13 protein-coding genes and 2 pseudogenes are annotated in these 14,471 nt (G+C 70.6%); 4 read left to right on the top strand and 11 right to left on the bottom strand.

The features are described 5' to 3' along the window. Window positions 1-12: 12 nt before the first annotated feature. Together OG623_RS24235 and leuA are read right to left on the bottom strand one after the other, a co-directional pair. Window positions 13-714 carry a TerB family tellurite resistance protein gene (locus OG623_RS24235; protein ID WP_406149210.1) on the bottom strand — a complete coding sequence of 234 codons (702 nt, stop codon included), beginning with the start codon at window positions 712-714 and terminating at the stop codon, window positions 13-15. Window positions 715-919: 205 nt separating this feature from the next. Further along, window positions 920-2,716 (bottom strand): 2-isopropylmalate synthase, encoded by a 1,797-nt coding sequence (gene leuA, locus OG623_RS24230; protein ID WP_406149208.1) that lies wholly within the window; start codon window positions 2,714-2,716, stop codon window positions 920-922. Between the two features lie 292 nt (window positions 2,717-3,008). Here leuA and OG623_RS24225 point away from each other — a divergent pair, with 292 nt between their 5' ends. Together OG623_RS24225 and OG623_RS24220 are read left to right on the top strand one after the other, a co-directional pair. Then, a complete protein-coding gene (locus OG623_RS24225) occupies window positions 3,009-4,085 on the top strand; it encodes a M4 family metallopeptidase (RefSeq protein WP_406149206.1) in 1,077 nt (358 codons plus the stop codon). An 84-nt stretch (window positions 4,086-4,169) separates the two neighbouring features. Next, complete coding sequence (locus tag OG623_RS24220; protein ID WP_406149204.1) at window positions 4,170-4,436, top strand: protealysin inhibitor emfourin; 267 nt, start codon at window positions 4,170-4,172, stop codon at window positions 4,434-4,436. A gap of 181 nt (window positions 4,437-4,617) precedes the next feature. Here the strand turns inward: OG623_RS24220 and era are convergent, their stop codons facing one another. The 3 genes and pseudogenes from era to OG623_RS24205 all read right to left on the bottom strand — a co-directional run. Then, window positions 4,618-5,592 (bottom strand): GTPase Era, encoded by a 975-nt coding sequence (era, locus tag OG623_RS24215; RefSeq protein WP_406149203.1) that lies wholly within the window; start codon window positions 5,590-5,592, stop codon window positions 4,618-4,620. Between the two features lie 51 nt (window positions 5,593-5,643). Further along, on the bottom strand, window positions 5,644-5,997 hold the full coding sequence (locus OG623_RS24210) for a cytidine deaminase (RefSeq protein WP_406149202.1): 354 nt from the start codon (window positions 5,995-5,997) through the stop codon (window positions 5,644-5,646). Window positions 5,998-6,046: 49 nt separating this feature from the next. After that, window positions 6,047-6,382, bottom strand: a pseudogene (locus tag OG623_RS24205) (XRE family transcriptional regulator); the annotation flags it as partial. On the opposite strand from OG623_RS24205, the pseudogene OG623_RS24200 reads away from it, so the two are divergent. Further along, window positions 6,379-7,395 (top strand): annotated as a pseudogene (locus OG623_RS24200) (MFS transporter); the annotation flags it as partial. The pseudogenes OG623_RS24205 and OG623_RS24200 overlap by 4 nt on opposite strands. A gap of 4 nt (window positions 7,396-7,399) precedes the next feature. Here the strand turns inward: OG623_RS24200 and OG623_RS24195 are convergent. From OG623_RS24195 to OG623_RS24175, 5 genes are all read right to left on the bottom strand, one after another. Then, window positions 7,400-7,753 carry an MmcQ/YjbR family DNA-binding protein gene (locus tag OG623_RS24195; RefSeq protein WP_406149201.1) on the bottom strand — a complete coding sequence of 118 codons (354 nt, stop codon included), beginning with the start codon at window positions 7,751-7,753 and terminating at the stop codon, window positions 7,400-7,402. Further along, a complete protein-coding gene (locus OG623_RS24190; protein WP_406149200.1) occupies window positions 7,750-9,033 on the bottom strand; it encodes a hemolysin family protein in 1,284 nt (427 codons plus the stop codon). Before OG623_RS24190 ends, OG623_RS24195 begins: the two co-directional genes overlap by 4 nt. Then, a complete protein-coding gene (gene ybeY, locus OG623_RS24185; RefSeq protein ID WP_406149198.1) occupies window positions 9,030-9,527 on the bottom strand; it encodes an rRNA maturation RNase YbeY in 498 nt (165 codons plus the stop codon). Before ybeY ends, OG623_RS24190 begins: the two co-directional genes overlap by 4 nt. Before the next feature lie 12 nt (window positions 9,528-9,539). Then, entirely contained in the window at window positions 9,540-10,562 is a 1,023-nt protein-coding gene (locus OG623_RS24180; RefSeq protein WP_406149197.1) for a PhoH family protein, read from the bottom strand. A 127-nt stretch (window positions 10,563-10,689) separates the two neighbouring features. Further along, complete coding sequence (locus tag OG623_RS24175) at window positions 10,690-11,820, bottom strand: carbohydrate kinase family protein (protein WP_406149196.1); 1,131 nt, start codon at window positions 11,818-11,820, stop codon at window positions 10,690-10,692. A gap of 336 nt (window positions 11,821-12,156) precedes the next feature. Between OG623_RS24175 and OG623_RS24170 the strand changes: the two genes are divergently transcribed. Beyond that, entirely contained in the window at window positions 12,157-13,485 is a 1,329-nt protein-coding gene (locus tag OG623_RS24170; RefSeq protein WP_406149194.1) for an MFS transporter, read from the top strand. Here the strand turns inward: OG623_RS24170 and OG623_RS24165 are convergent. Beyond that, complete coding sequence (locus OG623_RS24165; protein ID WP_406151979.1) at window positions 13,470-14,462, bottom strand: adenosine deaminase; 993 nt, start codon at window positions 14,460-14,462, stop codon at window positions 13,470-13,472. The genes OG623_RS24170 and OG623_RS24165 overlap by 16 nt on opposite strands. Window positions 14,463-14,471: the final 9 nt, after the last annotated feature.

The raw sequence follows: 14,471 nt of genomic DNA, 5'->3' as shown, positions 1-14,471 counted from the left end.
GGCGTGGCGGGCCTACGAGGGCGTACGCGCGGCCTCCAGGAGCTTCGCCGTGTCCGCGGGACAGAGCTGGAGCGCACCGCCCACCGTGGTCAGCACCTCACGCTCCGCCGGGCTGTACGGGCCGTCGGCGAGCGCGATCCTGGCGCCGCGCAGCAGGAGCGCCTCGCGGCCGGGCACCGCCAGGTGCGGCGCGAGCGGCTTCAGGACCTCGTGGAGCTCGATGGCGAGTGCGGCGCCGCAGGCATCGGCCGCGGGGTCGGCGCCGTCACCGGCCCCGGTGTCGGCGGCGAGCACCTCGACGATGGTGAAGAGCTGCTCCTGGGAGCAGTCGTCGAGGCCCGCGTCGCGGACGGTGGCCGCCGCGGTCTCCAGGACCGTACGGGAGGTGGTGCCGCCCGCGGCGAGCACGGCGAGCGTGACGGTGTGCACGGCCTCCCGCAGCATCGCCGAGAAGCGGGTGGTGGTGGGGCGGTCCAGGGCGTCGGGCGCGCAGCGCGTCCCGCAGGCGGCGCATTCGACGACGGGCCCCGCACTGCCCCTGGAGAGCAGCGGCAGTCCGAGGACGGTGAGGCGCCGACGTCCCGTAAGGCGCCGGTAGTTGCGGTCGCCCCCGCAGCACGGGCAGAAGAACTCGCCGTCACCGACGGTGTCCCAGACGGTACGGATGCCGTAGATGCGCAGTCTTAGGGTGTGTTGTCCTTTGGCTGTCCGCACGTCGCACACCTCCGCAACTCCCCCGAGGCACCATTGCCACGTTGGACGTGATGTTAGCCACATGCGTGATGTCGCGTCAGTATCCTGGACGTCACAAGACCGGGATATGGCCGAACCCCGCCCACCCTCGGCGGGTGAACGGGGTTCTCGGACCAGGCGGTTCAGCGGTGTATCGGATGTATGTCCCGAATGCCGCGGGGTGGGGTCAGCGGGTCGCGCGGTTGACCGCGGAGACGACCGCCTTCAGCGAGGCACGCGTGGTGTTGGCGTCGATGCCGATGCCCCACAGCACCTTGCCGTCGATCGCGCACTCGATGTAGGAGGCCGCCTGCGCACTCGCACCCTCGCTCATCGTGTGCTCGGTGTAGTCCAGCAGACGGGCGTCGACCCCGACGGCCTGCAGCGCTTCGAAGAACGCCGAGATCGGGCCGTTGCCCGTGCCGGTCAGCAGCGTGTCCGTGCCGTCGACGGTGGCCTCGACGGTGATGGAGTCCTGGCCGTCGGTGCCGGTGGTCGTCTGGCCCGAGCGGATCTGCACGCGCCCCCAGGCGTTCTCCGGGCTGGGCAGGTACTCGTCCCGGAAGGTCGACCAGATCGCGGTCGGCGTGACCTCGCCGCCGTCGGCATCGGTCTTGGCCTGAATGATCCGGGAGAACTCGATCTGCATGCGGCGCGGCAGGTCCAGCTTGTGGTCGTTCTTCAGGACATAGGCGATTCCGCCCTTGCCCGACTGCGAGTTGACCCGGATGACCGCCTCGTAGGAACGGCCGACGTCCTTCGGGTCGATCGGCAGGTAGGGCACCGCCCACTCGATGTCGTCGACCGTCACGCCCTGGGCGGCCGCGTCGGCCTCCATGGCATCGAAGCCCTTCTTGATGGCGTCCTGGTGGGAGCCGGAGAAGGCGGTGTAGACCAGGTCGCCCGCGTAGGGGTGGCGCGGGTGAACCTCCATCTGGTTGCAGTACTCGCTGGTGCGCCGGATCTCGTCGATCTGCGAGAAGTCGATCTGCGGGTCGACGCCCTGCGAGAAGAGGTTCATGCCCAGCGTGACCAGGTCGACGTTGCCGGTGCGCTCACCCTGGCCGAACAGGCAGCCCTCGATACGGTCGGCGCCCGCCATGATGGCCAGCTCGGCGGCCGCGACGGCGGTGCCCCGGTCGTTGTGCGGGTGGACCGACAGGCAGACGTGCTCACGGCGGGACAGGTTGCGCGACATCCACTCGAAGCGGTCCGCGTGGGTGGAGGGCGTCGAACGCTCCACGGTGGCGGGCAGATTGAGGATGATCTCGCGGCCCTCCTCGGGCTGCCAGACGTCACAGACGGCCTCGCAGACCTCCAGGGCGAAGTCCAGCTCGGTGTCGGTGAAGATCTCCGGGCTGTACTGGTAGCCGAAGATCGTCTCGTCGCCCAGGATCTTGTCCGCGTACTCCATGACCAGACGGGTGCCGTCCACGGCGATCTGCTTGACCTCTTCCCTCGTGCCGCGGAAGACCACGCGGCGGAAGGTGGGTGCGGTGGCGTTGTACAGGTGGACGGTGGCGCGCCGCGCTCCGACCAGCGACTCGACGGTGCGCTCGATCAGTTCCTCGCGGGCCTGCGTCAGGACGGAGATCGTCACGTCCTCGGGGATCGCGCCCTCTTCGATGATGGAGCGTACGAACGCGAAGTCGGTCTCGCCGGATGACGGGAAGCCGACCTCGATCTCCTTGTAGCCCATGCGTACGAGCAGGTCGAACATCTCGCGCTTACGGGCCGGCGACATGGGGTCGATCAGGGCCTGGTTGCCGTCGCGCAGATCGGTGGACAGCCACCGGGGGGCCACGGTGATGCGGTTGTCGGGCCAGGTGCGGTCGGCGATGTCCACGGCCTCGTAGCCGCGGTACTTGTGGACCGGCATTCCGGAAGGCTTCTGCAGCTGACCCGCGTTGGTCACCGGGGTGGGGCCACCGACGGGGGTGGTGGCGACGGCATCGGTGCGCGCGGGGGGATTCACTGCGGTCATGGCGTACGGCTCCTCTGAGGTCCAGCAGGGGCGGCCGACTGTGTCACTGCACCAGCGAACTCCGCGGGGAGGGAGCCGGCCTACGACTACAGGCCCTCGCCGCGGCAGCTAAGGAGGAGCAGCCCGAAACGCACGATGCGGCAACACTAACCGAGGGGCGTCCGGCCTGTCGGCCCGTATCAGTATGCGGGATTCGTCCGTCGTGGAGACGGAACAGTGATACATCACTCTATTTCGTCAATCCTGATCGCAACCAGTGACAGAGTGGTGACGGAGTGCCACAGTCATTTGCATGCAGCTTCGACCGAACAACGGGTTCCAGCCCGTCTTCTGCACCATCGTGCCGCCCCACCTCCTCGACAAGCTCTCCCAGTCGGACGACCCGCAACTGGCCGATCCCGCCCGCCGCACCCTGGAGGCCGACGGGTCCAGGCGGCACCACCGGCGGGTGACCGCGCTCGCCCGGACCGTCCAGGCCGCCCGCACATCGGCGCCCGTCCCCACCAAGCCGCACCGCACCCTGTACGACTGCCGGCACGGCACCGACCTGCCCGGGGTCAAGGTCCGTGACGAGGGCGACGAGGCGACCCAGGACGCCAGCGTCAACCGCGCGTACGCCGGACTCGGCGCCACCTTCGAGCTGCTGCTCACGGAGTACGGCCGCAGCTCGATCGACGGCAAGGGCCTCCCGCTCATCGGCTCCGTGCACTACGACGAGAAGTACAACAACGCCTTCTTCGACGGCGAGCAGATGGTCTTCGGGGACGGCGACGGAGAGATCTTCCTGGACTTCACCGTCGCCATCGACGTGATCGCCCACGAGCTGACCCATGGACTCACCCAGTACACCGCCAACCTCGCCTACGAGGGCCAGTCGGGCGCGCTCAACGAGTCCGTGTCCGACGTCTTCGGCTCCCTGGTCAAGCAGCACTCGCTGGGCCAGAGCGCGGACCAGGCCGACTGGCTGATCGGCGCGGGGCTGCTGGCCCCCCGGGTCAGCGGTGTCGCGCTGCGCTCGATGAAGGCCCCGGGCACGGCGTACGACGACGATGTGCTCGGCAAGGACCCGCAGCCCGGGTCGATGGACGACTACATCGAGACGGACGAGGACAACGGCGGGGTCCACCTCAACTCCGGCATCCCCAACCGCGCCTTCCACCTCCTGGCCACGGCACTCGGCGGTAACGCCTGGGAGCGGGCGGGCCGCATCTGGTTCGACGTGCTGACCGGCGGCGAGCTGGCCCAGGACGCGTCCTTCAAGGACTTCGCCAAGCTCACGGTCACGGCGGCGCGGCACAGGTTCGGGGAGGGGGACGAGGCCGAGGCGGTGCTCAAGGCATGGTCGGAGGTGGGCGTGCCGACCCGCTGACCGGGTAGATACACGCGGGGCCGGGGCCCCCGTCCGGGCCGAGGTCGGTGTCAGGTGTCAGGTGTCAGGCAGGAGCCGGTACGCATGCGCATTCAGGTGAGCCGGACCGGCGGGTTCGCCGGCATCGCACGCCACGGCGAGATCGAGACCTCGGGACGGCCCGACGCCGCCGACTGGGAAGCCCTGGCCGAGTCGGCGCTCGCCGCCGACCGGGGCGGCCCGCCCGCCGGAGTCCCGGACGGCTTCCGCTACCGGATCACCGTGGACGGCCGGACTGCGGACTGCGCGGACCCACGGCTGACCGAGGCCCAGCGGACACTGATCTCCCGGGTCCTCAAGGAAGGCGCGTAGGCCTTCCGTCCGGATCACGGCCCGGGAGACCGGCTCAGGCAACGGGAAGCCGGCTCAGAGGCCCAGCTTGCGCAGCTGCTTGGGGGCCCACTCTCCACGCCGCACTCGCACCCCTCGGCCCAGGGGCCTCAGCGGCTTCGCACGGCTGCGCCGGCCTCCGGCCGGCGGGCCTCGGCCCGGCTCAGAAGCCCAGCTTGCGCAGCTGCTTGGGGTCGCGCTGCCAGTCCTTGGCGACCTTCACATGCAGGTCCAGGAAGACCGGCGTACCCAGCAGCGCCTCGATGTGCTTGCGGGACTTGATGCCGACGTCCTTGAGCCGCTTCCCCTTCGGGCCGATGATGATGCCCTTCTGGCTGGGCCGCTCGATGTAGACGTTCGCGTGGATGTCCAGCAGCGGCTTGTCCGCGGGCCGGTCCTCGCGGGGCAGCATCTCCTCGACGACGACGGCGATGGAGTGCGGCAGCTCGTCCCGCACCCCCTCCAGCGCGGCCTCCCGGATGAGCTCGGCGACCATGACCATCTCGGGCTCGTCGGTGAGGTCACCCTCCGGGTAGAGCGGGGGGCTCTCGGGGAGCAGCGGAGCGATCAGATCGCCCAGCAGATCGACTTGCTGGTCCTTGACCGCCGAGACCGGGATGATCTCCGCCCACTCGAAGCCGAGCTCGTCGGCCAGCGCGGAGACGGCCAGCAGCTGCTCGGCGAGCGCCTTGGACTCGACCAGGTCGGTCTTGGTGATGATCGCGATCTTCGGGGTCTTCTTGATCCCGGCGAGTTCCTTGACGATGTACTTGTCGCCCGGGCCGAGCTTCTGGTCGGCGGGCAGGCAGAAGCCGATGACGTCGACCTCGGCCCAGGTGGTCCGCACGACGTCGTTGAGCCGCTCCCCGAGCAGCGTGCGCGGCTTGTGGAGCCCTGGCGTGTCCACCAGGATCAGCTGGGCGTCGTCACGGTGCACGATGCCCCGCACCGTGTGCCGGGTGGTCTGGGGCCGGTTGGAGGTGATCGCCACCTTGCTCCCGACCAGAGCGTTCGTGAGGGTGGACTTGCCCGCGTTGGGGCGGCCCACGAAGCAGGCGAAGCCGGCCCGGTGGGGGGCGGTGTTCTCAGCCTGCTGCGCAGCGGCTTCGGTGTTCGGTCGAGCGCTCATGGCGCCCATTCTCCCCGATCCCGGCGGCCGAGTTGCACAGGAGGGCGCCGCCGCCCCGAATCAGCCCGCGGTCACGCTCGACCTGAGCGTCCCGTCGGGCGCGGCGAGCAGCACGGGAGTGCCGGCACCGCCCAGGTCACGCACGGCGGCCAGGTCGGCGTCCGAGGCGGTCACGGACCCGGAAACCACGGCCGCCGCCTCCAGGGAAGTGGCGCCACTGGCCACCGCCATCGCGACGGCGGTCTGCAGCGCGCTGAGCTTCAGCGACTCCAGGGCCACGGTTCCGGCGGCGTACGTACGTCCCGTCTCGTCCCGCACCGCCGCGCCCTCCGGCACTCCGTTGCGGGCGCGGACGCTGCGTGCCAGGGTGACGATCTTGCGGTCCTCGGGGCCGAGGTCAGTGCTGTCGGTCATGTGCTGAGCATACGAAGGGCACGGGCGGCCTCTCCGCGACGGGGTCGGTTCACCCGGGGACCTGGTACATCGAGCCGCGCCTGCCCTCGGGCGAGTCCAGCCACTGGAGCTTGGCCTCCGTGCCCGTGTCGGGCAGCGGTGTGTGCAGCACGATCACCAGGTCCGGGCGGGCCGGCACCCGCAGCTGGGTGGATTCCACATGCAGCGTGCCGACGAGCGGATGCTGGAGCTCCTTGCTGATCTGGCCGCCGGGGGCGACATCGCGGCGGTCCCAGAGCTCCGCGAATTCCGGGCTGAGCTCCTTCACCTCGGCGACCACCGCGCGGAATCCGTCGTCGTCCGGGTTGTCCGAACAGGCGGCCCTGAACTGGGCGACGACCTGTGATCGTGCCGACCGGGATGTCCCTCCTGACCACGACCTTCCCCGAGGGCCCGCTGCGGGACCGGGCGCTGGGCATCAGCGGCACCCTGCTCTCCCTCGGCTTCACCGTCGGCATGGTGGCGGGCGGTGTACTCACCGACACCCTGGGCTGGCGCTCCACGATGGGCCTGCTGACCGGCGCCGCCGTGATCGTGCTCGCCCTGGCGCCGAAGCTGCTGTCGGAGTCGCGTACCCCGCGGCGGCCCGCGCTCGATGTGCCGGGCGCCGTCACCGTCACCGGCGGTCTGCTCGCGCTGATCTACTCACTGTCGACCGCGGCGGAGCACGGCTTCGGCGGCACGGACGTACGCGTCACCCTGGTGCTGGGAGTGGCCCTGCCGGCCGCCTTCGTCGTCATCGAGTCGCGCTCGGCCGCGCCGCTGGTCTCCCTGCCGATGCTGCGGCGCCGTACGGTCGCGTTCGGCAATCTGGGCGGTCTGGCCACCTTCTCGATGATGAGCACCATCGTCTTCGTCCTCACCCTCTACCTCCAGGACCTGCTGCACCTGTCGGCTCTGGGGACCGGGCTCGTCTTCGGGGTCCAGGGCCTGGCCTCGGTCGCCGCCGGGGTGTACGTCCCGAGGGTCGTCGGCCTTATCGGTGCCCGCCGGGTGCTGGTCCTGTCGCTGATCGGCCAGGGCGTGTTCATCGCGGCGTTGCTCGGCCTGGGCGAGGACTCGGGCGTCTGGGTGGCCACCGTGGCGGTGTCGCTGGCGAGCGCCTGCCACCTCGGGGCGATCATCGGCTACGGGCTGACGGTCACGTCCGGTGTGCCGAACGAGGAGCAGGGCCTGGCGACCGGCCTGGTCACCACCACCCAGCAGGTGGGCCTCACGATCGGCATCCCGCTGCTGGGGGTGCTCTCGACCACGCAGGGTTCGCTGTTCGACGGCGTACGCCTGGTGGTGGCCGCCGCCGCGGTGATCCTGATCGTGACGGGCCTGGCGGTGGGAGCCGGGCTGCGCCGGGCCGGCTGAGAGCCTACGGCCGGTCCAGGCGCAGGCGTTCCGCCTTGGGGAGCCCGGCCACCACCAGGTCGTAGCTGTCCTCCACGAGCTCCCGGACCATCCGGTCCGGGAGCTCGGAGACCGTCACGGTGTTCCAGTGCCGCTTGTTCAGGTGCCAGCCGGGGACGATGGCGGGGTGCTCCTTGCGGAGCCGCAGCGCGTCGTCCGGATCGCACTTGAGGCTGATCTTGAGAGGCCGGGCGTCGAGCACACTGAGGGCGAACATCTTGCCCAGGACCTTGAAGACCGAGGCTTCGGGCCCGAAGGGAAACTCCTCCACGCCCGCGTTGAACTCCAGGCAGAACGTGCGCAGTTCCTGGGGCGTCATGGCGTCCCTGCCTCCTCCGGCTCCACCAGCACGGTGACGATCTTGTTCCTGCGGCCGGCCGGGGACTCCGCGGTGAGGCGGAGCTTGCGGCCGTCGGGGAGGTCGACGACCGAGGAGGCTCCGGAGATCGGGACCCGCCCGAGCGCCTTCGCCAGCAGACCGCCGACCGTCTCCACGTCCTCGTCGTCGTAGGCGTCGAGGCCGAACAGCTCGCCGAGGTCGCCGATGTCGAGCCGGGCGGTCACCCGGAAGCAGCCGTTCTCCAGCTCCTGGACCGGCGGGAGCTCACGGTCGTACTCGTCGGTGATCTCACCGACGATCTCCTCCAGGATGTCCTCGATGGTGACGATGCCGGCCGTGCCGCCGTACTCGTCGATGACGACGGCGACGTGGCTGCGGTCCTGCTGCATCTCGCGCAGCAGGTCACCGGCGTTCTTCGTGTCGGGGACGAACGCGGCGGGGCGCATCGCCGTGGAGACGAGGTCCGCCTCCGCGTCCCGGTTGATGTGTGTCTTGCGGACCAGGTCCTTGAGGTAGACGATCCCGACGATGTCGTCCTCGTTCTCCCCGGTGACCGGGATCCGCGAGAAGCCGGAGCGCAGGGCGAGGGTCAGTGCCTGACGGACCGTCTTGTACCGCTCTATGCAGACCAGGTCGGTGCGGGGCACCATGACCTCGCGCACGAGGGTGTCGCCGAGCTCGAAGACCGAGTGCACCATGCGGCGCTCCTCGTCCTCGATGAGCGACTCCTGCTCGGCGAGGTCGACCATCGCGCGCAACTCGGCCTCACTGGCGAAGGGGCCCTTGCGGAAGCCCTTGCCGGGGGTCAGCGCGTTGCCGATGAGGATCAGCAGCTGTGGGATCGGGCCCATGATCCTGGCCAGCGGCAGCAGGACGTACGCGGCGGCCGTGGCCGTGTTCAGCGGGTGCTGGCGGCCGATGGTGCGCGGCGAGACCCCGATGGCGACATAGCTGACGAGGACCATCACACCGATGGCGACCGCCAGCGCCTCCCAGGTCTCGGGGAACTCCTTGAGGCAGGCGTACGTGACGAGCGCGCCCGCCGACATCTCGCAGGCGACCCGCACGAGCAGGGCCACGTTGAGATAGCGGGTGGGGTCGGCCGCGACCTGTTCCAGCTTGGCGCTGCCGCGCCGCCCGGCCCGGACCGCTTCCGCCGCACGGAAGCTGGACGTGCGCGCGATGCCGGTCTCGGCGCAGGCGGCGAGCCAGCCGACGACGACCAGCAGGACCGCACCGAAGACGAGAGGGAGGCTCACGAAACGGTGGGGGCGGGTGAGGGCCCGGTCAGCCCGCGCTCACCGCGCCAGCCGTCGACGATCGCCGCCTGGAGTCCGAACATCTCGGCCTTCTCGTCGGGCTCCTCGTGGTCGTAACCGAGGAGGTGCAGCACTCCGTGGACGGTGAGGAGCTGGAGCTCCTCGTCCATCGAGTGCTCCGTCTCGGCGTCCTCGCCCTGCTTCTTGGCGACCTCGGGGCAGAGCACGATGTCACCGAGGAGCCCCTGCGGGGGCTCCTCGTCGTCCTTGGCCGGGGGGCGGAGCTCGTCCATCGGGAAGGACATGACGTCCGTCGGGCCCGGAAGGTCCATCCACTGGATGTGGAGCTGCTCCATGGCCGCGGTGTCCACCACGATCACCGAGAGTTCGGACAGCGGGTGGATCCGCATCCTGGCGAGCGCGTAGCGGGCGATGTCGAGGATCGCCTGCTCGTCGACCTCGGTTCCGGACTCGTTGTTGACGTCGATCGACATGGTGCGCTGCGACTACTTCCCGTTGCGGCCGTCACGGCCCTCTGCGTTGTCGTACTTCTCGTACGCGTCGACGATACGGCCGACGAGCTTGTGCCGGACGACATCCTGGGATGTGAGCCGGGAGAAGTGCACGTCCGGGACGTCCTCCAGGATGTCCTGGACCTGACGCAGACCGCTCTTGGTGCCGGTCGGCAGGTCCACCTGGGTGACGTCACCGGTGACGACGATCTTCGAGTCGAAGCCGAGGCGGGTCAGGAACATCTTCATCTGCTCGGCGCTGGTGTTCTGCGCCTCGTCCAGGATGATGAAGGCATCATTCAAGGTCCGGCCACGCATGTAGGCCAGCGGCGCGACCTCGATGGTGCCCGCGGCCATCAGCCGGGGGATCGAGTCGGGGTCGAGCATGTCGTGCAGGGCGTCGTAGAGCGGGCGCAGATACGGGTCGATCTTGTCGAAGAGCGTGCCGGGCAGAAAGCCGAGCCGCTCCCCCGCCTCGACGGCGGGCCTGGTCAGGATGATCCGGCTGACCTGCTTGGACTGCAGGGCCTGGACCGCCTTGGCCATGGCGAGATAGGTCTTGCCTGTGCCCGCCGGGCCGATGCCGAAGACGATGGTGTGCTTGTCGATCGCGTCGACGTACCGCTTCTGGTTCAGCGTCTTGGGGCGGATGGTGCGGCCACGGCTGGAGAGGATGTTCTGGGTGAGCACCTCCGCGGGTGTCTCCTCCCCGTCCCCGGTGCCGTTCCCGCTCGCCCTGAGCATGGCGATCGAGCGTTCCACAGCGTCCTCCGTCATCGGCTGCCCGGTGCGGAGCACCAGCACCATCTCGTCGAAAAGGCGCTGGACCAGGGCGACGTCCGCCGCGTTGCCAGTCGCGCTTATCTCGTTGCCCCGGACATGGATGTCGACGGCCGGGAACGCCGTTTCGATCACGCGCAGCAGCGAATCGCCCGACCCCAGGAGCATCACCATGGGGTGTGCGGCCGGGATACGGATCTGGGCGCGCGCCTGCGGCTGTGTGGGTGACTGAGTCATGGGCCGGCCCTCGGGCCTGCGCATACCTCCCGTTGCAGGGCAGTCGCTGCTCGACCGCCTCTGGAGTACCAGCGTACGACTCCGCACCGACAACACCGAGAGGTTTTACCCGGTGATCATCAGCCCTTCACTGCCGGAAGCCGATGGTCGGAACGGCACGGCGCAGCGGCCATGCCCTGCTGGTGGCGGGGAGCAGCTCCTCCAGGAAGGCGTAGCGCTCCAGTGCCGCAGGATCCTGGTCGGCGCAGGTGCGTACCTGCTGCCACCAGGCCGCGATCTCCGCCCATCCGGGTGCGGAGAGTGACCCGCCGAATTCCTGCACGGACAGGGCGGCCGTCAGTCCGGCGAAGGCCAGGCGGTCGGCGAGCGGCCAGTCGGCGAGTGTCCCGGTGACGAACCCGGCGACGAAGACGTCACCGGCCCCCGTGGGGTCGAGCGCCTCCACCGCGATGGCGGGCACCTCGGCGGCCGTCCCGGTCGCCCGGTCCACCGCGTAGGCGCCGTCCGCGCCCAGGGTGACCACGGCGAGGGGGACCCGCTCTGTCAGGGCGTGGGCCGCGGCGCGCGGGCAGTCGGTGCGGGTGTAGCGCATGGCCTCCTCGGCGTTGGGCAGGAAGGCCAGGCAGTGCCCGAGATCGGGCAGGGCGTCCAGGTCCCAGCGGCCGGTCTCGTCCCAGCCGACGTCGGCGAAGACCATCGCGCCGCCCCTGGCGGCCCCGGCCACCCAGGGTTCGCTGCGGCCCGGGGTGAGCGAGGCGACGGCGGCGCGGGCGCGCGGCGGGCACTTCGGGAAGGTACGGCCGGGCGCCACGGACGGCGCGGGGGCCTCGTGGCCGTGCGAGACCATGGTGCGCTCGCCCTCGTACGCCATGGAGACGGTGACGGGCGAGTGCCAGCCGGGGACCGTGCGCGACATGGACAGGTCGATGCCCTCGCCCTGTTCGAGCGCGTCCCAGCAGTACTCGCCGTAGTGGTCGTCGCCGAACGCGGCGGCCAGCGAGGTGTGCAGGCCGAGCCGGGCGAGTGCGGTGGCCATGTTGGCGACGCCGCCGGGGCTGGATCCCATCCCCCGGGCCCAGGACTCCGTCCCGCGCACCGGTGCGCTGTCGAGCCCGGTGAAGATGATGTCGAGGAAGACCGTGCCGGTCAGGAAGACATCACAGTCCGGGTCCTGCGGGGCGCGCAGCCCGAGCAGCGGGTCGATGGCTGGATCAGCTGTAGTCACCGTGCGTTCCCCCGGCCGAGGCGGATCTTGCATGTGCGAGTTGCGGCCAAGTGTGCCGGATCCGATGCCTCGTCCGGAGGGTCCGCGCGCTCGGAGGAGCCGGCTCCGAGCGGCGCTCCCACCCGTTCCCCCACTCACGCCCCCACCCGCGCAAATGGAACTGGCTACCCGTCCGGAAAGCCCGCAAAACCGCACTGTGACTCAGATCACAACGAGTCGGATTTCCGTCATCTTGGCCCTCTTGATACAAATTGCCCCGCGAGCACCGTTCAGGACAGGACGAGTGCCGCTTCTCCCGCTTTTCTGCGCTTCCCCTCTGCCCTCCCCTGCCTCACTACTGCCTACTCCGGCATGTCCTCAGGAACCCCCATGTCCTCGCGCCCTCGCGCCGCGTGGCCCCTGGTCGCCGTGTTCACCGCCGGGTACCTCGCCGCCTATCTGCTCCCCACCCTCGTCGGCCGCCTCAGCGCCTGTCTCGACCTGACCCCGGCCCAGGCCGGCCTGGTCGGCAGCGCCCTCCTGCTCAGCTCCGCATCGGCCGGTTTCGCGCTGGCGGGACGCGCCGAGAGCTTCGGGGCGTGCGGCCCGGCGCGCGCGGGGCTGCTGCTCGCCGCGCTCGGCTACGGCTGCGCCGCGCTGACCACCTCGATGCCCCTGGTGATCGCGGGGGTGGTGACCGGAGGCTTCGGATCCGGTGCGGCCACCGCCGTCGCCAGCGCCGGCATCGCGGTGCGGCGCGACCCGCACCGGACCTCGTCGCTGGGGCTGCTCAGCGTCTCGGCGACCGCGGGCGCGCTCTATCTGACGATCCCCCATCTGGGCGGCGGCCACCGGCTGCCGTTCGCCTGCATCGCGGTGGTCGCCCTGCTCGTGTGGCCGGCGACCTCCCGGCTGGGCGGCTCGTCGCCCGCCTGCGGGACCTCTCCGGTGCGGGGACGGCTGCCGCACCGGCGGTCGGGTCTTGTGCTGGCGGGCGGGATGGCCGTCTGGTCCATGGCGCAGAACGCCCTGTGGGGCGTCAGCGGCCGGATCGGCGCCGAGCAGGTCGGCCTCTCCGAGGTGGCCGTCGGCGCGGTGTTCGCCGCCGCTCTGGGCGCGGGGCTCCTCGGGGTGATGGGCGCGGGGGTGCTGGGGGCCAGGCTCGGGCGTGCGCTGCCGATCGCCCTCGGGACGGTGATCATCGCGGGGAGCATCGTGCTCAGCTCGTCCGCCGAAGGGCTCGGGGCGTTCGCGGCCGGCGAGATCGCGTGGAACACCTTCTACCCGGTCGTCCTGACCTATCTGATCGGGCTGGCGGCCTCGCTGGACGCACGCGGCCGCTGGGCGGTCCTGGCGGGCTCGGCGGCGTCCGTCGGTACGGCCTGCGGTCCCCTGCTCGGCAGTGTGCTCTCCGAGCAGGCCGGCTATACGGCGATGGGGCTGATCCTGGGGGCCGCCACACTCCTCGTCGCGGCCCCAGTCACCGCCGTCGCCCTGCACACCGGGGGCCGGCCGCTGGTGCCGGGTTCCGTACGGCGCAGGGGCGGCGCCCCGGCCGCGCTGCTCGCCGCACGGGGCAACGGCCTGTCCGGCGCGGTGCCCGAGCTGGGCGCGCCGGAACAGGCGGTCGCGGAGATCAGCGTGCCCGCGCTGTGGCGGAGACGGCTGGTGCGCAGCGCGTTCCGTACGGCGGGCGGGGGCGGTCAGTCGAACACGTAGGCCTCGACCTCGGCGAGGTAGCGCGCCCTGCGCTCCTCGTCGTGGTCGAGGAAGGCCGCCTCGAAGGAGTTCCGGGCCAGGGTGCGCAGTTGCTCCCGGTCCAGGCCGAGCGCCTCGTGCACGGCGTGGAAGGTGTCCCCGACGTATCCGCCGAAGTAGGCGGGGTCGTCGGAGTTCACCGTGCAGAGCAGGCCCGCGTCCATCATGGACCGCAGCGGGTGCTGCTCCAGGACGTCGACGGCCCGCAGCCGCACGTTCGAGAGCGGGCAGAGCGTCAGCGGGATCCGCTCGGAGACCAGCCGGTCCACCAGTTCGGAATCCTCCACGCAGCGCAGTCCGTGGTCGATCCGTTCGACACCGAGGATGTCGAGTGCCTCCCGGATGTACTCCGGCGGGCCCTCCTCGCCCGCGTGGGCGACCTTGCGCAGGCCGAGCGCCGTGGCCGCCGCGTACACCTCGCGGAACTTCGCGGGCGGGTGTCCGACCTCGGCCGAGTCGAGGCCGACGGCGCTGACGCGGCGCAGATACGGCTTCGCGGCCTCCAGGGTCTCCAGCGCCGACTCGGCGGACTTGTCCCGCAGGAAGCACATGATCAGCTGGGTGGAGATGCCGTGCTTCTCCTCGCTGCGGTCCAGCGCCCTGCCCAGCCCCTCGATGACGGTGCCGATCGGGACGCCGCGGTCGGTGTGGGCCTGCGGGTCGAAGAAGATCTCGGCGTGCCGGACGCCCTGGGCCGCGGCGCGGGCGAGGTAGGCGTCGGCCAGTTCGGCGAAGTCCTCCTCGGTGCGCAGGACCGCCATGAGCGCGTAGTAGAGGTCGAGGAAACTCTGCAGATCGTCGAAGAGGTAGGCCTTACGGAGCTCTTCGGTGTCCGCGTAGGGCAGTTCGACGCCGTTGCGTGCGGCGAGCGCGAAGGCCAGCTCGGGTTCGAGCGTCCCTTCGATGTGGAGGTGGAGTTCGGCTTTGGGGAGGTGCACGGGGTTCTC

This window comes from Streptomyces sp. NBC_01012 (assembly GCF_045162755.1).
GTDB lineage: Bacteria > Actinomycetota > Actinomycetes > Streptomycetales > Streptomycetaceae > Streptomyces.
This window is presented reverse-complemented; position numbering and strand designations above follow the sequence as displayed.